Consider the following 18,349-nt stretch of genomic DNA (forward strand, 5'->3'; position numbering starts at 1 on the left):
ATTTGACTAACTTTGCGAAATATTAAACAAGATACAATGGCACTAGAAATAACAGATGCAACTTTTGACGATGTCGTATTGAAAAGTGATAAACCCGTAATGGTTGATTTTTGGGCAGCTTGGTGTGGTCCCTGTAGAATGGTGGGTCCGATCATCGAGGAAGTAAGCCAAGAATATGATGGTAAGGCCGTCGTCGGTAAGGTCGATGTTGATGCAAATCAGCAATTCGCCGCCAAGTACGGTGTTCGCAATATCCCAACGGTACTCGTTTTCCAAAACGGTGAGATCGTCAACCGCCAAGTAGGGGTTTCCCCGAAAAAGGTGTACACCGACGCTATCGACGCTTTGTTGTAAGCGTAATACCTACGAAAACTTTAAAAAAGGTTTGGCAGATGCCAAGCCTTTTTTCGTTTACTTTAGTGGCAATGGATATCAAGTCGGAATTACAGGAAGGCAAGTTGTTCCAAAACCTCGAGCTCATGGCGGGGCAAGTGGTGGAGGGATTCATGACCGGCATCCATAAGAGTCCCTTCCATGGGTTTTCGGCCGAGTTCGCCGAGCATAAAATCTACAACAGTGGGGAAAGTACCAAGTACATCGACTGGAAGCTTTTCGCCCGTACCGACAAGCTCTACACCAAAAGGTACGAAGAGGAGACCAACCTCCGCTGCCATATGATCTTGGACGACTCCGCCTCCATGTACTACCCCGAAGTCGGGGCCTTATCGATCCAAAACCTCAACAAGATCGGTTTTGGGGTCTTGGCCATCGCGGCGGTGATGCACCTTTTGAAAAAGCAACGTGATGCCGTGGGCTTGAGCATCTATTCAGACGCTTATAACTTCTATATCAACGAAAAAAGCAGCGAGCGCCACCACCAGATGCTGCTGAACAAATTAAACGGCCTGGTCGGTGCGAAGACCACGGGCAAAGGCACCCGCACCTACCGCTACCTGCACCAGATCGCCGAAAAGATCAAACGACGTAGCCTGGTCTTTTTGTTTTCCGATATGCTGCAGACCGAAGTCGATGAAGCCGAACTCTTCGAGGCGCTGCGCCATTTGAAATACAACAAACACGAAGTGGTGCTCTTCCATTTGATGGACCGCAGTACCGAATTGGACTTCGATTTCGGCAACGCCCCCAAGCGCTTTATCGACGTTGAGACCGGCGAGCATTTGGACCTCTATGCCGATAGCATCAAAGACGGCTATGCCGAAAAAGTGAAGGCCTATGTCGATGCCTTGAAATTGAAATGTGCCCAATACCAGATCAAATACGTACAGGCCGATGTCGGTGCTGATTTCTCGCAGGTATTGAACACCTTTATGGTCGAGCGTCAAAAGTTCGTTTAGACCTTAAAATAATTTTGTTGAAATCGAAAAGGGAATGTATATTTGCCCTCGCTTTACCACAAGCGCTGTTACAAGATTTGAATCCCGCTGTTGCAGGAGTCTTTATAAGATAAAATCCTTGGTCTGGTAGTTCAGTTGGTTAGAATACCTGCCTGTCACGCAGGGGGTCGCGGGTTCGAGTCCCGTCCAGACCGCAAGGTTCAAAACCCTTCACTTAGGTGAGGGGTTTTTTGGTTTTATGGCCCAGCAGCTTGATGTTGTGGTAGTAAAACCAAAAAATCCGACCAACGCAGTTGGTGGGGGTTTTGAACCTTGTAGGCCCAACCCCTTGGGCCGCCACCGAGATAAAACGAGGTGGCAATCCCTTTTGAATTTTGGAATAGGTTTTATGCCCCAAGCGCTTGATGTTGCGGTAGTAAAACCAAAAAATCCGACCAACGCAGTTGGTGGGGGTTTTGAACCTTGCAGGCCCACCCCTTGGGCCGCCACCGAGGAAGGCGAGGTGGCAATCCCGTTTAAAGGGATTTGCAAACAGTGAAGCAAAGTGATTACGGGATTCTGTAATTGTTCCGGGGTAATATGGTTACCTTGGGTTAGCCAAAAACACGAGTCCAAATGTCAAAAAGAAAAACGCTCGTTCTTCTCTTAGTGCTATGCAGTTCCATTATTTTTTCCCAAAAAAATGAAATCAGTTTGGTTTCATGGAATATCAAAGACTTTGGAAAAACAAAAAATGCAGAAGAACTAAATCGAATCGCTGAAATTGTCAAGGAGGCTGATATAATAGCCATTCAAGAGGTCGTAGCCGGATTTGGAGGAGCACAAGCCGTTGCCAAACTGAGTGATATTTTAAATCGGAAAGGTGCTCAATGGGATTATGCGATTAGCGATCCTACCATAAGCCCAAAATACACCACAGAACGCTACGCTTTTATATGGAAGACCCATCGCATAAAAATTAAAGACCGAGGTTGGCTGGTTACCGAATTGGATAGCGCTATTGACAGGGAACCCTTCTTGTTGAATTTTTACATTGGAAACGAAAAATTGACCATTCTCAATTTTCATTCACGGCCGTACAACAAGGACCCTGAGAATGAAATCAAAGCACTTTCAAACTTTATTATCGAATCCTTAAGCACCCGTTTTATCATTGCTGGTGATTTCAACATGGATGAAAAAGAACCCATTTTTGATCTGTTAAAAAGCAAAGGCTACCAAGCAACTATTACCAATCAAAAGACCACACTAAAAAGAACTTGTAAACGTGGGGAGTACCTGAATTATCCAATAGATAACATTTTTTATTCAATCGAGGTGAAGAAAATTGATGGCGGGGTTATTGATTTTGTAAAACTCTGTAATCGGATAGAACAGGCCAGAAAAATTTCGGATCATATACCAGTTTTCTTAAGATTCAAGATTGAATAATTCGTTTACTAAAAGTATACCAACCGATAACTCTCGTCCACAAGCATATCATTTTTAGGGGAAAGAATTGATGTATTCTCTTTATCGATTACCCCCAACAATGTTTTGTTCGTTTCTAAAAGGAGTAATTTAATCTCTTTAACAAGAATTGTTTGCGGAAGGTTAAGCTCGGAAAGTCTAGTACTCTTGACTCGAACCCCATCATCACCAAAAAGTTGATAAAACATTGGGGATATGTTGGGATTCCCAATACAGGTCGTGATTAATTTGGCATCGATCATTTCTTTGAATAGAATCTCATCGCCCTTTATCTTATCCTTAATTATTTCAGCATTCATTTCATCATTGATTTCAGCAATGGTATGGATATGAGGTGCCTCTTTTTCAATGTGGAAAATGGTCATTACGGTACGCAAATCCACATCGCGAACAGTATCCCTCTCATGAAACTCAGCGAAGACAATGGCGAACTTAGCATGTTTGATCTTTACCAATTTTAGTGTGTTGTAATCGGTATAATCTGCATTTACATAAATAAGACCATCTCTGTCTTGAACCGGTTTTTTGGTAACCAAAACAATTTTATTGCAGTGTTTCCTTTCCCTTAAAAGGTCTTCAATTACTTTTTCAGAGGATTTGGAATACCCACAAATGACAATATGGTTTTTAATGTTCAATCGAGTAATTTTTCCTGAAGTGATAGCGTCCATAACTTGAGTTATTTTATTGAGTATGATGGAAATGAAAAATCCAAAAATGGCCATATTGAATATCAGTAGTAGTACGGAGAGGAGCTTTCCAAAAATAGTTTTTGGGGTAGTATCGGCCAGTTCTATAAGTTCCAGGGAATACCAGAAAGAATTGGGAAAGGTGGAGAAATCTCCTTCGTTTACCTTGTGTTCCACACTATACAACCCAAAACTCAATACCAATAGAATAAAAAAGGTCGTGACAAAAAAGATGGAGAACAACCTATTGTGTTCTTTCATCCCCTGAAGAATGATGTTGAGTTTATCAATTTCACGGAATGTTTTAAATGCTTTTACCAACCGAATCAATCTCAAAAATCGAAGAAACCGTAATGTTCTAAACGCCCTGAAAAAGGTGAGGGAAGGCAAAATGGCCAATAAATCTATCATTGAGGATGGCTTGGCCATCCACACCAGTTTTTGCCTAACGGAAAAAGCCAATCCTTTTGTGCGGTAGTCTTTTCTAAAGTCAGAATAGATATAAAAGCGAATACAATATTCAACTATAAAAAAGAACAGTACTGCGGCATCTAGATATTCCAAGTTTTTTGTTAGATAGCCCTGTTCATTCTGAAAAAAGATGAGTACGATGGACAGGATGATCATCAAAGCGATAAAAACATCCAATAGATATCTCTTAGGGTTTTCCTCGTCCTGAAACCAATATTTTAGGAATTCTTTCAAACCCTCCGATTTTATTGGTTGAGATTGGCTGTTTTCATAAAAAATGAAACTATTACTCTGCAAGAGCATTTATAACATTCCAACGAAATTCTGCAACATCATCGGAAACATTAACCTCTTTTCTAATGATTCTAGATTGACCAGGTTGAATAAATTCGTAAACAGTAAATTCGATATCACCAATTTCTGATTTCGTCTTCGACAGAAATATAACTTTTACCTCAATGTCTTTTGCTTTAGCTAGCAATGAACTATTTCTAACTTCAGCGATGAAATACTGGACCTCTTTTCTATTAAAAATCCCCCCCTCCTTCTTTGTTTCAATTCTTGCTTTTCCTTTTAGCAAGGAAGAAATCAATTCCATTTCTTTTTCCTTTAAATCGGATTTAATGGATTCTATTCCTTTTAGATTTTGATATTTTTCGGCTTCATTGTATCCTGACTTCCAGCCAATGAAATAACCTATTGATCCCACAATTATACCGACAATTAATAGCTGTATAATATTTTTCATTTACTAGCTTTGAATAAAATCAAAAATTACTTTTTCCATATTCTTAGGGATGTCGGCGCTCTTTATTTTTATATTTGATTCCTGAATTCCCATCTCCAAAAACCATTTATGCCAATATGCTTCAATAACATCTTGGGCATAGGGGTTTTCATTTTCACTATCTATTCCAATGACCAAAACTTCTAACTGTTGTAAATCCGTTGCAGCAGGAATAAAGCCTAAGTTTTTCTTTTCTATTTCTTCCTTCCAACCTGGTTTGTGCAATCGTAATCCATCAAGGCGTTTGGGAGTTAAATAAGATGTTCTGCTTCCATCTTCCATAATAGTTTTATAATGGTACAAATAGCCATCGGTAAGAATGACCAAGATATTTCTATGGCAATCATCAATACAATAATCCCTTACATCATGCTCAAAAAAACGCCAGATGTCAGACCCAGGATACCCCCCATTAATTTCAGCATCCGCTTTGGCTAAATGGTACAACTCCGTAGGCAGTTCATTATAAAGTTTTTGGGTTGCTTCTATTAAGTCTTTGCTCGTATTCTTGGTAAATACTATGTTCAATTTTTCAGCAATTTCATTTATTTTCCGATTTGAAGGTTCTGGATTAAAGAATAGCTGAAGCCTATCTTCCAGTAACAACAGCTTTTTTGTTTTGACATGATTTAGAAATGCTTTTGTCAAGCTTGACAAATAGGCAGAATCCTTTTTCATTTGATTGCCTTTTTCAATTCGATTTGAAAGGTCCAATAAGATGCTTATGTTGAGATTTTGCTCCTTATTTTGAAGGATATATTTTGGACAAACACTGTTACTAGATTCAGGTAAGACCCCAGCTTCTTGTGTTTCGGTTTTCTTCGTTTCTTCGGCACAGCTACCCACAATCATCGAAAGAGCAATTAATACCGTTTTTTGTAAGGCTGTTTTCATGGCTATAATGTTTTTGTATATACCTTGTTTTGATAATCATCTGTATCCAATTCTAGATTTTTTATGTGCTTGTCATAAACACTTCTGCAAGTAAGTTGTAAGGCGTTCTTTTCATTTACACCCAATGGCAACTCTGCCGCGATATATTTTTGCCATCCTTTTAAGTATTGGGCTGATAGTAATTTGTAATTACGTATGGGAAGAATGAATCCATCAATGATATTCTGGAGCTCTGCTATTCGTTTGTCTAATTCGGAAATTTCTTTTTGAAGCACTTTGACGCCGCCTTTAAGTTTTAAGATATGCTGTTCCTTATTGACTATTTCTTCAAGACGGTCATTAATAAAACACTGTATTTTGTCTCGGTCGGAATGCTCTTTCATCACAAAATCAAAAACTAGCCCCCAGACCATATACGAGACAAATCCTGCAAAAATGATGAGCCAAAACCCCACACTCTGAAGAGCTATAGGAATATTGAATTTTGAGCTTTGAAAGGTTTTATTAAGATTATATAGCTTTTCATCAATCAGATAGGCCAAGATGGCATCGAATAAGAAAGTAATTATGAAAAGGGCCGCTATCTTCAATATATTCACAAAGCCCTTTTTTGTCTGGAACATGTGAATCAAATATCCCAAAGCAAAAAACACGAAGGGGATAAAGAGCACAAAGCCAAGCTCTAACAGCCCATCTTCATAGGCTTGGGACAGTGCTTTTGGATAAAACATTCCTTGAAATAGACCATCGCTAGGATTAAATGTTCTAAAGAAAGCAGAGTACGATGTAGAAAAGTAAAAAATGAGAATATACGCCGTCAATGGCAATATAAAACTAAGTCCTATCCAAAATTTGGCCGTTGACCTTTTATCTATATTTAACCCATAATCCATGGGATTTCTGCGTACGTTAATTGTGTCTTGTCGGAGTTTGGCAATCTCTTTTTCGTACTCCTTAATTTCATTTTCATGTTTTTCCTTTTCTTCATTTTTATTGAGCAATGCCGTAGTTTTCCCTTTTAACTCAGTAGTATAAGGTTGTTTTAACCGTTCTTGGTTTGCAATATCTATTTTGGAATCATTTTCAAACTTTTGATAGATTGTTTCTAAAGACGTTTTCAAAGTGTGCTCTCTTCCTTGACATGATTTTGAGGTTTCGTATCCTTCGTTAGTATAGTCCAAAGTTCTATTGGGCTCTATTTTTTTTAGAGGACTTTTTTCAGTTTCTCCATTGGGCCTCAACGCGGCCAATTTTTTTAAAATTCCCATGATTTTTTTTATTCGTTGAGTTCAGCAAGGATGTCTTGCTTTGTTTTTTCTTGTTGGGCACTCTCAAGAAGATAGTCGCAGAGTTCGTCAACATTTTCATCTAAAAAATCGAACTTTTGAATGTACTTTTTTAATGTGTTCATTTCGTCGGGCGTTATTTTTTTATCCGCCCAAATCATTAGAGCCAAATCGTAGAGATAGGCGATTCGTTTCTCAAGACTTTCAGGTATGGTAACTTCTCCAACAGAGTCGGTCAATATTTTGTCCAATTCCAATTTTGAAATTTCACGTTCCTCGGCAAACCTGTAGAGGAGTTGCATCTCTGCAGGACTAAAATCTTCATCGGAAAGTGCAATTTGATAAAGCCTTAAAAAGTGCCCCTTCAGCTCAGCAGTAATGAATATCCTCTCCATATTTTGTTTGATTTATTGCTAGTATATCTTATCACGTTCATATTTTTTGAGCCCTTTTTTGACTGGAGTCGGTTTTAACTTTTTAGGTCGATTCAAAATGATTTCAATCAAGAACAACAGTCCAGTTACAATATCTATGGGCATCCATAAAATCTTTTTGTAGAGATAAATAGGAAATATGGGATTGAACAACACCAGTATTACCCCAAATAGAACAATCCAATGAGGTTTACTGAAGTTTTGCAGTATTACCAATACAGCCCCCAAGGAGACCACAGTCCGTAACACCCAATAATAATCCCTTGGCGCTGGCAATACGGCTACAAATAAGAGTATGGCACAGCAAACAGAAATAATGCGAACAACGTTGGCGAATAATTTTTTGTTCATTTTGAAACAGGAATCTTAATGACTTGTCTAATTGTTGTGTTTGGATGTTTTTTAGCATATGCTGCTGTAACTATCTTACCAGTTATTGCACTACGATATAGTATTCTTGTCTTATACTTTTTCATATTTCAGATTGTTTGGTCTTTAATTTCTGCTTCAGGCGCATCTCTTTTTACAGCCGCAATGCCTTTTTTAAATGATAGTTTTGTGTAGTACGTCTCGCTGGTGGCAATGACTTCTCCATTGCCCATGGACCTTAGATTAAAATAGAATTTGTTGTTGCTACTTTTTTTGATTTCGAACCTTGGAAATGCCATGTTTTCTAGTTTCTATTTTGTTTATCCAAACCTAAAGGCATTCAAAAACAATTCCTTACAGATATCTGTAAAGAGGGGGGGGTACTTTTCTATTTTTTGTTGCTGAGGATAGGGTTTTAGATGAAACGGAGGAATTCAGGGGACTTTTATTTATCCCTTCCATCACGCCCCTTAGGAGGATGTCACCTTCACTTGATTACCGAAAGCTATCAGGAAGGAAGAAGTTTTTAAGTGTCGGTTTCGAGGTAAATTAATCTTCCCATCCACAAAGCGTACGGCCCATGGCTTGGGCTTTTTCCAACGTTACGGTATTTAGGGTTGTAGAACAACGTGACAACCCACGGCAGTCCATATCGTAATGGTAGCGTTTACTTCCTTTTCCCATACAGATATAGACTTTGGTTTCAATAGTCGGAGAAAAATTGAAACTACTAAAAAGGAAGAAAAGCAATGGTGGTAAAATAGTTTTAGTCCTCCTCATAATAACCAACGGTTTTAAGGAGTTCGGTTTCAAAACCATAAATGTCCTCTAAGGTTTCCAATACTTCACGTTGTTCATTTTTGCTTGCATCAATTAGCCCAATGTATTTGGTGTTCCCATTAAAATGAAGTCGGCAAAGGGGTTTTCGGTTGTTGTCATCGAGTAAAATGCCAAAATAGGATTGCGTATCACGGTGAACGATACGTTCTACAGCTACTTTTCGTCGTAAAATGGCCACTACAATCCGAAAACCTTCTAGTTCCTCTTCTGTGGTAATAACTTTACTGACTTCCTGGGGTTCTTTGGTTTCTTCTAGTTGTTTTTCTGATTCCTTGTTCAAGGCAGCATTTAGGCGGTCGTTCACTTTTTCGCTAATGGTTTGAGTGAAGGCCAGACCTACCAATTCGGTAAACTCCCCCATTACCTTTTCGGTAAGCCGACCCGAATACACTTCACTGGCAAAAAGCCGAACAAAATGATAGGAAGGTGATTGCAACTCCTCTATAATCAACTTTTTAATTTCCTTGGTATATTTTAAGGAGCTGGCATTGTCTACAATTTGTTCCACATCAAAATTGGACTTGTGGAACTTGGCTATCTCATTGATGTTATGCTCTTTTAGTTTGGTGATGTCAAACTCCAAAAAGGGTTTTTCATCCATTTTGTTCTTGGCATCCAAATCAGTGTAAAAGCGATATTGAATACCATTGGTCAAAAGGGCAAATCGGGTTTTTGAAGCATGAAAATATCGGAACAATTGCGAGTTATGGGCATCCAAGTTTTCGTTCCAATTTTTACATTCGACAATGATGATGGGTTCACCATTCTGAAAAATGGCATAGTCCACCTTTTCTCCCTTTTTCAACCCAATGTCCGCTGTAAATTCAGGGACAACCTCAGTTGGATTAAAGGTGTCGTAACCTAATAAATTGATAAACGGCAGTACAAAGGCATGTTTGGTGGATTCTTCGGTAGTTATCTGCTCTTTTAGCTTGCCGATTTTTTCAGCCAGTGCTTTAAGTTGGGATTGGAGTTGCATTGTAATATAATTTTTTCAGCTATTTCTTCTTCATCTATAATCTTGTTATTTGGCAAAATCATTTGAAGTTGATTTGTTATAGGGTTAGTGAAAATTTCAATATTCGACTTGTAGTTTCTAAATCGAAATAATAGTGCTTTTGCTCCCTGATAAAACCCTTCTTCACACGTAATCCTAAACACAAGATTTGAACATGATTCACGGAAGATGCATTTTTTCCTTTTTGATTTTGGAATAGTTTTCCAATAGATCAAAATCATTCCTAAGAGAAAAAAACGCATTTATCTTTTTTTAAAAACAACCATTTGTTTTGCAGAAATATAACCCGGTGTTGATCCGATACCGAAACAACCAGAATCACCAGACACATAAGTGGATATACTTTCAACCCTGACATATTCCCACCCCTGTTTCGAATAATGTTGGATAAATCGTTCTAAATAATCTGCCCCGTCGTTTGATGTTGATGTAGCTGTCTTAACGGTGAATGTTGGATCCAGAGGTACGACTTTATATTCCATTGCTTAACTCTTATACCCATGCCTTTTTGCATTATCAACACAGTCAGACTTATTTACATACCCCTGTGTTGATGCTCCTACTATCCTACCGTTTAGAGCCGTTCTTCTCCATCTCCACTCATTTGAGGCATCTTGATAAAACTCCCATTTGTCCATAGTTTTTATTTTAGTTTGCTCAAACCTAAACCCATTAAATAACAATCCCTTACGCTAATCTGTAAGGGATTGCTATTTATTTTTAGAAGACCTTTTTAGAGAAGTAGTCAGATTTAAATTTTTCCCAGCTTGATTAATTTGGCAATAAGATGGTTGGTGTTCTTGGCCTCAAATTCATCAAAAAGACGGCTTACTTTTTTGTCTATAGTACTTTCGCTATTGGGAGAAATGTTCTGCTTTTTGAGTTTTTCAGAGATTTCCTTTTTGGTAAGGCCGTTGGCCAAATCTTTGAGAATATCCAAATCAAAGGCATCCAATTCAAAGACATTTTCATTGGCATTCAAATTAATTTTTGGTGAGAAATAAGTGCGGTTATGAAACACTTCTTGAACCGCCTTTATCAATTCATTGAGGCTATGTCGTCCCTTGCACACATAGGCATTGATTTGTTGCTCTTTAAACAGGGTGTCTATGTTAACTGGATTGTCCTCAACTGAATATACAACGACCTTTAAATCGGGTTGCAACGCACGAGCTACAGCTATCAGTTCATAGCCTGAAGTGACATTACGGTCGGTATGGTCTGGCACAAAGTTAAGGTCGGTAATCAGGAGTTCGTAAGGCGCACCTTCTTTTAGGGCCACTTTTAGACGTGTATGGGCCTTGTCACAGTAGTATTCTTCCTGTAAAGCTCCTATCTTTAACTTATCACGAAGTTGTTCAACGATTCCGTGATTCTCCCCCTGAAAATCTTCGGCTAATAATACTTTTTTGAACATGGTGCATATTATTGGGGAATGCGGATGGTAGCCTTAAAACCATTTCCTTCTTCCGAATCAAAAGTAATGCTTCCACCAATGGCCTGAATACGCTTTTCTGTATTCCGAAGTCCGTTCTTTTTGGATAAGGCTTCTTTTGAAGCACCTTTTCCATCATCAATATACTCCACCACCAGGTTCTTTCTGGCTAAATTAAATTTCAAGACCACAGCAGTTGCCTCACTGTGCCTACCCATATTGATCATTAGTTCTTGCAGCACTTTAAAAAGTGTAGTTTTCGTCAAGGCTGGTATAGTGGACCAATTGAGTTTATCTAAACCGGTGGTAAAAAGTTTGACCTCTGATGTATTTCTGGAACCCAACATAGCCAACAATTCATCTTTGTAGTTTGCTTCTGTGTTCACATCGTTGATCACACGAGAAAAATCACGACTCTGTTCGTAAGCATCTTCCAATACATCCAGCACTTTAGAGGGATCATCTTTGCTTTGCAGCATTCCCATCGCGGTATTGAGTTTGCTTCCAAAATCATCATGCAGTTTTCTCGACAGTTCTTCCTCAGTTTTATAAGATGCTTCCAAGACGGCGGTTTCTTTTTCTTTAGACAGGCGTTTGTTGCGTTGAACCAATAGAACGATTCCAAAACAAGAAATTGCTAAAAACAAACCTCCCATAGCTATGGACATTAATTTCTGGTTTTCTTGCCGACTTGCTTCCAGATCTTTTTCAGCATTATCTTTTTCAAGTCTTAAAATATCTGCTTGTTTTTGCTCATCATCGTACTTCATTTTAGCAAATTGGGTTTTAACTTTTTGCTCTTGCTGGTCTAAGCTATCATCTAGAACAATAAAGCGGTTTCTTATGGCCACGTTCTTGGGCTCTATTTGCATTAAAAAACTTAGGGCATCACCCTCTGCTCTTGGAATCTTCAGTTTTTTTGAAAGTTGGATGACCGTATCAAGATATTGTTTGGCCTTTAATGGAGCACCTTTAGCATAAAATTCTCCAAGATGGGTAAAGCTGGCTATCTGACCCCGTAAATCATTATTTTCCTTTTTTTGTTTCAAAGGAACTAGGAAAAGAGTGGCATCAATATTTTCACCTGATATCCATCGGGCATAAGCCAAATTATCCAATGCCCTTGGTCTTTCTTTTACATTAATTGATAAGAGGGAATCTTCAAGAACTGATTCAAGAATTGAAATGGCACTCTTATATTTTTCAAAACCTATAAAACAGGCAGCCATATTGTTCTGAAAAATGAATTTGTCAATATTGGAGTCTGTGGTCTCCATCGCTTTTTTATAATATAAAATGGCATCTTCAAAGTTTCCTAATTTCCTGTGATTGGTGGCCAGGGTGGCATAGCAGGAGGAAATGTAGCGTAAATCCGATTGAGGTCGCAAAAATTGTAAAGCCTCCGTAATGGTTTCCTTACTTCCAAAGAAATCATTCCGGTCTTTTTGAATTATTCCCATATTCGACAAGTTGCGACCCGTCCAGCTGCTATCCCCAATCTTTTCGAAGTAGTTTTTTGATCTATTATAATTCGAAAAGGCCGAATCAAGATTTTTATCAACGGTATCGAAATAATATCCCATTAAATAGTACTGCTGTGCTAGGTAATATGGTTCAATTTGATCTAGGGAGTCAAGAAACAGCTTTTTATGATAGTATTCTAAACTATCATACTGACCCAGTGAGTAGTGTATCCAATTTTTATTATGTGATAATTGTCCGTAAATGTTATTGTACGGTGTTTTATCATAAATATTCAATGCTTGATTAATGGATAATAATCGATCAGACAATGAAGCATCCTGTTTTTGAGATTTTAGGAAGTAATAGTTTAAACTATCCTTGGCAACCTCTGATTCCATATTACCGTCTTTCTTATTATAACAAGAAGCGATTAGTAATATCGTGATATATGTAAATAGTTTTTTCAAAGGCATAAAAAAGCTGTGCCAAAAGTTTGACACAGCATAAATTAAAAAAATAATTAAACTTAATTAGATCCGCCGGGAGGTGGTGGAGGTGGTGGTGGAACATTGCCATCATCACCTTCGGTAGCATGATTGTCAAATAATCGATGAGTATCCGTTACGCTTTCCGTTTCACAAGAAAACAAGAACATATTAAAAACTAGGGCCAATATGGCCAAAAAAACCTTTTTCATTTTTAAAGTATTTATGATTAAACAATGGGGTGGCTGTCTAGGATTTTCCCAGATTTTTGTTGTTCACCAGCCACCCTTGAGTGTTGGAGTACTCCTTGTTTTTGTGGAAAGTGAAATCAGTAAGCAGTTGGTTGGGCTACTTTCCGATCGGGCAAACCAATCGCTTTACAGATTTCCGTATTAACCGGTTTTGTACATTTGTTATGTTCGCAAGGCATAACAAGAACCAGCTTGCGATTACAAACTTACCCCCGGTTTAGCGCAGCGTTTATACGGGATTCCAGTAATTCCGATAGTTCCTTAGAATTCCTAGAAAATTCCAGAAATACCATTCATATCATGGAACCCAAGACCAGCAAAAGTTATCAGGAAGCAGTTTTAGAAAAGTATAAAAGGGAGAAAGGTGGACAGATGCGCGGCTATCTAGCAGAACCCACCAGAAGTCAAATTCGAGATGCCTGTGTTTATCTATTCCATAAAAGAAATGAAAAAGGGGATGAATATATTTTGAATCGCTTTTTTGAATTTAAAAATGAGGATAATAAACTTTGGGAGGTTCAAAACTTTGGGGAAGGAAAGTTTAGGGCAATCGAGAATTTTTTAAAGGGGGAGGCAAAAAATACGAGTATAAAAAACATCAACTTAATAAGTTGGCTCATTGATTTTAAACCAAGACCTTATGAAGAATATCTAAAATCAGATGTGACTGTTTTAGAAGAACCAAAAGAGTCCGAACCAGACGATAGTGGGATTGCAAATGGTGGAAAAACTACCCAAAAAAAAAGGAAGCTTATCATAACTATTAGTATTGCTTTTGGTGCAGTATTGATGACAAGATTACTATTAGACCCATTAATTCCTGGAGACAACCACTCACAACCAAATCGAAATGATACAACGATTTCCGACAACCCTAGTGGTTCCACTTCTAAAGGTGAGGAACTCAACTGCATTACTTGGGCAGACACAGTATATGTCATGGTTTCTTGTAACTCCAGTATTTCAAAATATGGCAACCCTATAGAACCTATTGACAAAAAGAAATTGGAAAGCATGAAAAAGGTAAAAGTGACAGCAGCTTCCAATTTTTTTGCAGATAACGGTAAGCCCTTAATTTGGTACCATAAAAACAGTAACGGGGAAATTGAGTATTATACAGCACCGGGATTGCATCCGTTAAATGGTAGGACATTAAAAAAAATAACGCCGTACATTATTGAAAAATATGTGCCCTTGTATTCTGATTAGAGAAGGGGGTTTCTTAAATAGATATCTTTGTCAAAAAGGTGATTCGCACGATTCGCCTTAAAAACGAACCTTTGTTCACAGTACTAACCCTGCAGCCCACCCACTTTCAAAACCATCCCATCAAAATCCCCCCAAAATTCGTGTCAAATCGTCATTTGGAGCGTTTGCTAGGGCCTTTGCCCCTAGATTTGTCCAAAATCCGAAATGATGATTACACCGATGCGGTTCCTATGCTTTTGTTTGCTCTTCAGCAGCATCCTTTATTCCCAATCCCAAACAGAGTTTCCTAAAGCACGCCTTACCGAACTCTTGGCCTCCTATGTATCCGACGACGATCCCGGACTAGCCGTAGGCATCATCAAAGAAGGCGAGATCGTGTTTGCATATTGCGCCGGCCTGGCCAACCTTTCCCATCAGATCGCCGTGACCCCCGACACCCGCTTTAACATCGCCTCTACCGCCAAACAGTTCACCGCCCTCATGGTGTTGGACCTCGCCCTAAAGGGGAAGCTGGATCTGGAAGACGATATGCGCAAGTATCTGAAGGAGCTTTATCCAGAGGTCGAAGCGGCCATCAAGATCCGACACCTCATCAACCATACCAGTGGTATTCGAGATTATATCTTTTTATTGGAAATGCAAAACAAGCCGTTCTGGAAACAGCTCGGTTTTGACAACGACGACGTGCTCGATTTGGTACGGCAGCAAACCGAATTGACCTCCACGCCAGGAAGCACCTATACCTACAGCAATACAGGCTATGTGTTGCTTGCCATGATCATCGAGCAGGTCACGGGGGAAGCCTTCTATGACTATTCGAAACGCTTTTTCGAAACCCTCGGCATGGAATCCACGGCCTTTATCAAACGCTATATGGAGGTGGTGCCCCACCGGGCCGATCCCTATTCCGATTGGGGACGGGGGGCCTGGGAGCAATTCCCCACCGTCACCAAAACCCAAGGGGAAGGTTTTTTATACACCAGCTTGAACGACCAATTGGCGTTCGAAAAGCTGCTACAACGCAAAACCCTTGAAAACGACAGCCTGTTTGTTATGAGCCAATCCCCGATACCGAACAGCGATTGGACGGCCTATGGTTTCGGGTTGGAATTGGATGATCGTTTGGGACGCACCGCGGTACACCATTCCGGTTCCACGGTTTCCTACCACTCCCAGACACTCCGATTTCCTAACGAACGGCTGTCGATTTTCGTGATGAGCAACAACGGCTCCCTTTGGAGCGGCAGCATCGCCGATGCGCTAGCAAAGGCGCTTTTGCCCCAAGAACCAGCGGAGGAACAAATAAGCTATGATCCCCGTTGGACGGATACCCTGGAGGATAACCAACCCATAACTGTCTTGGGCCAATACGTCTCCCAAAAAGGGACCCTGACCCGTATCGAACAAGAGGCGGGCAAAACCTATTTGAAACAAGGGGCCAACCTCAAGATCGAACTTCGTGCCGAAGCCGCCACGCGCTATCAGCAAGGCAGCAATCCTAAGGTCAAGTTCCGGTTCTTTGAAGATGAAATGGTCCTTTTCCGGCCCGATGGCAGCACAAGTGCATTTCAACGAATCCACGTTCCCAAGGCGACTTTAGCCGATATCGATGCCTTTGTCGGCACCTATGAAAGTACGGAGCTCGACATGGGGTTTGAATTGCTAGCGACCGAAAACAACAGCCTCAAGATCCGATTTTCAAACCGCAACAGGGAACGGGAGGTCACCTTCTTGAACCGTAACGAACTGCTGGCTTCGAACTTCATCCTTCAAGTGGAGCGTGACTTTTTCGATCGCCCGGCCCATATTCGCATCACCCTGAATTCCCGTGCGAAGAACAACCGTTTCACCAAAACCACCGGATTGGACTTCCCAACCCAAATCGATCTAAAAGAAGGATCGATCCAAGTGACTACCATCGGTAGTCGGAACGGGGAGGCCACCGACATCCTCTTGACCAGAAACGATGAAGATGGCAATGAGGTCTGGTTCAAACGATTCGGCGGCAGCGGTTACGACCGGGCGAGTACGCTTTTGCAAACGGAAAAAGGATTTCTGATCGTCGGTTCGACCAGCTCGGCAGGTAACGGAAATTACGATATCTTGCTGATTGAGACCGACAGCTCGGGCAACACCCTTTGGGATGCCACTTACGGCGGTTTTTACAACGATTACGGCTATACGGCCGAAAGCACCGCCGACGGGTATGTGGTGAAGGGCACCACCCAGGACTGCAATTCGAATACCGACGTGCTGAACAGGGAGTGTAGCACACAAATCTGGCAAGTCCGCGTTTCGAAACGTGGCAAGGAAATTGCTACTGAGTTGATCGGCACACTTCCCGATTAAGGGAACCAAAAAAACACCACTAAATGACATCACCTAAGTTGCGAACAGCTCACTTTGCTTCCTTATTCCTGAGCCTTATCGCCTTACTGTTTTCCAACATGGGGCTTGCACAAACGAGCACCGAAACCGATACGGCCCCGGAAGCGCGCATCCGCCAGGTCGAAAATGGGCTGCGGCCCTTGGTGGTCGACGAAAACACGGTTTTTGGAAACATCGAATCCCAGATGCGGAAGTACAAGGTACAGGGTTTGAGCATGGCGGTCATCGATGGGTATCGCGTCGCTTGGGCCAAAGGCTACGGCAGCACCGGGAATCCGGAGGCCCCACAGGTCGACGCGTCCACCGTTTTCCAAGTGGGGTCGATCAGCAAATTCGTCAATGCCGTAGCGGTACTAAAGCTTGCGGAAGGCGGCACCATCGAACTGGACAAAGAGATCAATGCCCAACTTTCGTCTTGGAAGTTGCCCTATGACACCGAATTCGGCGCAACGGCCATCAGTCCGAGGTTGTTGTTGGCCCATGCGGCCGGATTGTCGACCCACGGTTTCGGAGGGTACCGAAATGCTACGAAGCTACCGAGCCTCGTTGAGATCCTCGATGGTCGAAAACCGGCCAACTCGACCAAAGTGCGACAAGTACAAACCGTAGGCAGCACCTTTCGTTATTCGGGCGGGGGTACGACGATTTTGCAATTGCTCGTTACGGACCAAGTGGAGCCGAGCTATGAACGCTTTGTTGCCGAAACGGTATTCGACACCTTGGGGATGAAGGCTTCCTTTTTTTCGGTGGAGTCTGAAAAGTATCCGAAGAACCGTTCTTTTGCCCATTTGCACAACGGGAAACCGCTGAAGAACGACTATCAATATTATCCCGAATCAGCGGCAGCAGGTTTGTGGACCACCCCAACGGATTTGGCGAAACTTATTATCGATCTTCAAAAAAGTCTGGAGCGTGATCAGGGGACGGTGCTATCGCAAAGCACCCTTACCCAAATGGTGAGCCCCCCTTTGGAAGACAGCAACGCCGGCCTTGGGCTCTTCGTTGAAAAGAAGGGCAGTGACACGTATTTACAGCATTCGGGAGCGAACCGCGGCTTTACCGGGCAGTTTTATTTCAGTGCCGAAAACGGAAAGGGCGTGGTCATCTTCCTCAATAGCCCCAATACCCAAATCATCGATGAGATCATCCGAAGTGTGGCCTCCGTCTATGCATGGCCGGGCTACGAACAACTCAAAGTATCGTCAAAACAGGAGCTGCAGGCCCTAGATTTCTCCCGATTCTTGGGCACCTATAGCTTCGGGAAACGAAGGGTGACCGTCAGTGAGAAAAAAGGAAGCTTGGTGTTGGCCGAGAAAGGCAAATGGCGCACCGTTTTGACTCCCTTGACCGACACGACCTTCGTCGCCAACGGCATACGCCCCGAAGCGACCATTGAATTCGTTGCCGGGGCCGATGGCCAAATCGCATCCTGCAAAATCATTCAAGGCCAACCCACCGAATGGACCAAACAACAAGAATAATACCATCAAAAACGAGCATCCAT

Annotated in this window: 19 protein-coding genes and 1 tRNA gene; 7 read left to right on the plus strand and 13 right to left on the minus strand. The window is 41.2% G+C overall.

From position 1 onward, the window contains the following. Positions 1-36 precede the first annotated feature (36 nt). The 4 genes from trxA (at position 37) to ABV409_RS02190 (ending at position 2,786) form a co-directional block, all read left to right on the plus strand. Entirely contained in the window at positions 37-354 is a 318-nt protein-coding gene (gene trxA / locus ABV409_RS02175) for a thioredoxin (RefSeq protein ID WP_353875902.1), read from the plus strand. 71 nt (positions 355-425) lie between these two features. Then, entirely contained in the window at positions 426-1,355 is a 930-nt protein-coding gene (locus ABV409_RS02180; protein ID WP_353875903.1) for a DUF58 domain-containing protein, read from the plus strand. A gap of 120 nt (positions 1,356-1,475) precedes the next feature. Beyond that, a tRNA-Asp gene (locus ABV409_RS02185) sits at positions 1,476-1,549 on the plus strand. Between the two features lie 421 nt (positions 1,550-1,970). Then, complete coding sequence (locus ABV409_RS02190) at positions 1,971-2,786, plus strand: endonuclease/exonuclease/phosphatase family protein (RefSeq protein WP_353875904.1); 816 nt, start codon at positions 1,971-1,973, stop codon at positions 2,784-2,786. A gap of 8 nt (positions 2,787-2,794) precedes the next feature. On the opposite strand, the gene ABV409_RS02195 is transcribed toward ABV409_RS02190, so the two are convergent. The 13 genes from ABV409_RS02195 to ABV409_RS02255 all read right to left on the minus strand — a co-directional run bounded on the left by ABV409_RS02195 (position 2,795) and on the right by ABV409_RS02255 (position 12,910). After that, positions 2,795-4,219: an ion transporter gene (locus ABV409_RS02195; protein ID WP_353875905.1), complete on the minus strand. Its 1,425-nt coding sequence runs from the start codon at positions 4,217-4,219 to the stop codon at positions 2,795-2,797. A gap of 52 nt (positions 4,220-4,271) precedes the next feature. Beyond that, the gene (locus tag ABV409_RS02200) at positions 4,272-4,733 is read right to left on the minus strand and encodes a hypothetical protein (protein ID WP_353875906.1); all 462 of its coding nucleotides are present in this window, start codon (positions 4,731-4,733) and stop codon (positions 4,272-4,274) included. Between the two features lie 3 nt (positions 4,734-4,736). Continuing rightward, complete coding sequence (locus tag ABV409_RS02205; RefSeq protein WP_353875907.1) at positions 4,737-5,666, minus strand: hypothetical protein; 930 nt, start codon at positions 5,664-5,666, stop codon at positions 4,737-4,739. A 2-nt stretch (positions 5,667-5,668) separates the two neighbouring features. Further along, positions 5,669-6,934, minus strand: a complete 1,266-nt coding sequence (locus tag ABV409_RS02210) for an MFS transporter (protein WP_353875908.1) — start codon at positions 6,932-6,934, stop codon at positions 5,669-5,671. Between the two features lie 8 nt (positions 6,935-6,942). Then, on the minus strand, positions 6,943-7,347 hold the full coding sequence (locus ABV409_RS02215; protein WP_353875909.1) for a hypothetical protein: 405 nt from the start codon (positions 7,345-7,347) through the stop codon (positions 6,943-6,945). A gap of 18 nt (positions 7,348-7,365) precedes the next feature. Next, complete coding sequence (locus ABV409_RS02220) at positions 7,366-7,737, minus strand: DUF6804 family protein (protein ID WP_353875910.1); 372 nt, start codon at positions 7,735-7,737, stop codon at positions 7,366-7,368. Between the two features lie 128 nt (positions 7,738-7,865). Further along, on the minus strand, positions 7,866-8,054 hold the full coding sequence (locus ABV409_RS02225) for a YegP family protein (protein ID WP_353875911.1): 189 nt from the start codon (positions 8,052-8,054) through the stop codon (positions 7,866-7,868). A 467-nt stretch (positions 8,055-8,521) separates the two neighbouring features. Continuing rightward, positions 8,522-9,574 (minus strand): type I restriction endonuclease, encoded by a 1,053-nt coding sequence (locus ABV409_RS02230; protein ID WP_353875912.1) that lies wholly within the window; start codon positions 9,572-9,574, stop codon positions 8,522-8,524. After that, positions 9,523-9,855, minus strand: a complete 333-nt coding sequence (yidD, locus tag ABV409_RS02235) for a membrane protein insertion efficiency factor YidD (protein ID WP_353875913.1) — start codon at positions 9,853-9,855, stop codon at positions 9,523-9,525. Before yidD ends, ABV409_RS02230 begins: the two co-directional genes overlap by 52 nt. Further along, a complete protein-coding gene (locus ABV409_RS02240; protein WP_353875914.1) occupies positions 9,856-10,095 on the minus strand; it encodes a hypothetical protein in 240 nt (79 codons plus the stop codon). It lies immediately after the preceding gene. Positions 10,096-10,098: 3 nt separating this feature from the next. Next, the gene (locus tag ABV409_RS02245) at positions 10,099-10,251 is read right to left on the minus strand and encodes a YegP family protein (protein ID WP_353875915.1); all 153 of its coding nucleotides are present in this window, start codon (positions 10,249-10,251) and stop codon (positions 10,099-10,101) included. A gap of 113 nt (positions 10,252-10,364) precedes the next feature. Then, positions 10,365-11,030, minus strand: a complete 666-nt coding sequence (locus ABV409_RS02250) for a DNA-binding response regulator (RefSeq protein ID WP_353875916.1) — start codon at positions 11,028-11,030, stop codon at positions 10,365-10,367. 8 nt (positions 11,031-11,038) lie between these two features. After that, positions 11,039-12,910, minus strand: coding sequence for a tetratricopeptide repeat-containing sensor histidine kinase (locus tag ABV409_RS02255; protein WP_353875917.1), 1,872 nt, complete (start codon positions 12,908-12,910; stop codon positions 11,039-11,041). Between the two features lie 638 nt (positions 12,911-13,548). Here ABV409_RS02255 and ABV409_RS02260 point away from each other — a divergent pair. The 3 genes from ABV409_RS02260 to ABV409_RS02270 all read left to right on the plus strand — a co-directional run bounded on the left by ABV409_RS02260 (position 13,549) and on the right by ABV409_RS02270 (position 18,326). After that, positions 13,549-14,457 (plus strand): hypothetical protein, encoded by a 909-nt coding sequence (locus tag ABV409_RS02260; RefSeq protein ID WP_353875918.1) that lies wholly within the window; start codon positions 13,549-13,551, stop codon positions 14,455-14,457. 204 nt (positions 14,458-14,661) lie between these two features. Then, positions 14,662-16,806, plus strand: coding sequence for a serine hydrolase domain-containing protein (locus ABV409_RS02265; RefSeq protein ID WP_353875919.1), 2,145 nt, complete (start codon positions 14,662-14,664; stop codon positions 16,804-16,806). 23 nt (positions 16,807-16,829) lie between these two features. Further along, on the plus strand, positions 16,830-18,326 hold the full coding sequence (locus ABV409_RS02270; protein WP_353875920.1) for a serine hydrolase domain-containing protein: 1,497 nt from the start codon (positions 16,830-16,832) through the stop codon (positions 18,324-18,326). Positions 18,327-18,349 lie beyond the last annotated feature (23 nt).

Source organism: Flagellimonas algarum (assembly GCF_040513375.1).
GTDB classification, from domain to species: Bacteria; Bacteroidota; Bacteroidia; order Flavobacteriales; family Flavobacteriaceae; genus Flagellimonas_B; species Flagellimonas_B algarum.

Excerpts from the sequence above, each read along its gene's own strand:
- ABV409_RS02225 (WP_353875911.1), bottom strand. The coding sequence starts at position 8,054 with ATGGCATTTCCAAGGTTCGAAATCAAAAAAAGTAGCAACAACAAATTC.
- trxA (WP_353875902.1), top strand. The coding sequence starts at position 37 with ATGGCACTAGAAATAACAGATGCAACTTTTGACGATGTCGTATTGAAA.
- ABV409_RS02240 (WP_353875914.1), bottom strand. The coding sequence starts at position 10,095 with ATGGAATATAAAGTCGTACCTCTGGATCCAACATTCACCGTTAAGACA.
- ABV409_RS02230 (WP_353875912.1), bottom strand. The coding sequence starts at position 9,574 with ATGCAACTCCAATCCCAACTTAAAGCACTGGCTGAAAAAATCGGCAAG.
- ABV409_RS02265 (WP_353875919.1), top strand. The coding sequence starts at position 14,662 with ATGATGATTACACCGATGCGGTTCCTATGCTTTTGTTTGCTCTTCAGC.
- ABV409_RS02210 (WP_353875908.1), bottom strand. The coding sequence starts at position 6,934 with ATGGGAATTTTAAAAAAATTGGCCGCGTTGAGGCCCAATGGAGAAACT.
- ABV409_RS02220 (WP_353875910.1), bottom strand. The coding sequence starts at position 7,737 with ATGAACAAAAAATTATTCGCCAACGTTGTTCGCATTATTTCTGTTTGC.
- ABV409_RS02250 (WP_353875916.1), bottom strand. The coding sequence starts at position 11,030 with ATGTTCAAAAAAGTATTATTAGCCGAAGATTTTCAGGGGGAGAATCAC.
- ABV409_RS02215 (WP_353875909.1), bottom strand. The coding sequence starts at position 7,347 with ATGGAGAGGATATTCATTACTGCTGAGCTGAAGGGGCACTTTTTAAGG.
- ABV409_RS02180 (WP_353875903.1), top strand. The coding sequence starts at position 426 with ATGGATATCAAGTCGGAATTACAGGAAGGCAAGTTGTTCCAAAACCTC.
- ABV409_RS02260 (WP_353875918.1), top strand. The coding sequence starts at position 13,549 with ATGGAACCCAAGACCAGCAAAAGTTATCAGGAAGCAGTTTTAGAAAAG.
- ABV409_RS02200 (WP_353875906.1), bottom strand. The coding sequence starts at position 4,733 with ATGAAAAATATTATACAGCTATTAATTGTCGGTATAATTGTGGGATCA.
- yidD (WP_353875913.1), bottom strand. The coding sequence starts at position 9,855 with ATGCGTTTTTTTCTCTTAGGAATGATTTTGATCTATTGGAAAACTATT.
- ABV409_RS02205 (WP_353875907.1), bottom strand. The coding sequence starts at position 5,666 with ATGAAAACAGCCTTACAAAAAACGGTATTAATTGCTCTTTCGATGATT.
- ABV409_RS02255 (WP_353875917.1), bottom strand. The coding sequence starts at position 12,910 with ATGGAATCAGAGGTTGCCAAGGATAGTTTAAACTATTACTTCCTAAAA.
- ABV409_RS02245 (WP_353875915.1), bottom strand. The coding sequence starts at position 10,251 with ATGGACAAATGGGAGTTTTATCAAGATGCCTCAAATGAGTGGAGATGG.
- ABV409_RS02270 (WP_353875920.1), top strand. The coding sequence starts at position 16,830 with ATGACATCACCTAAGTTGCGAACAGCTCACTTTGCTTCCTTATTCCTG.
- ABV409_RS02190 (WP_353875904.1), top strand. The coding sequence starts at position 1,971 with ATGTCAAAAAGAAAAACGCTCGTTCTTCTCTTAGTGCTATGCAGTTCC.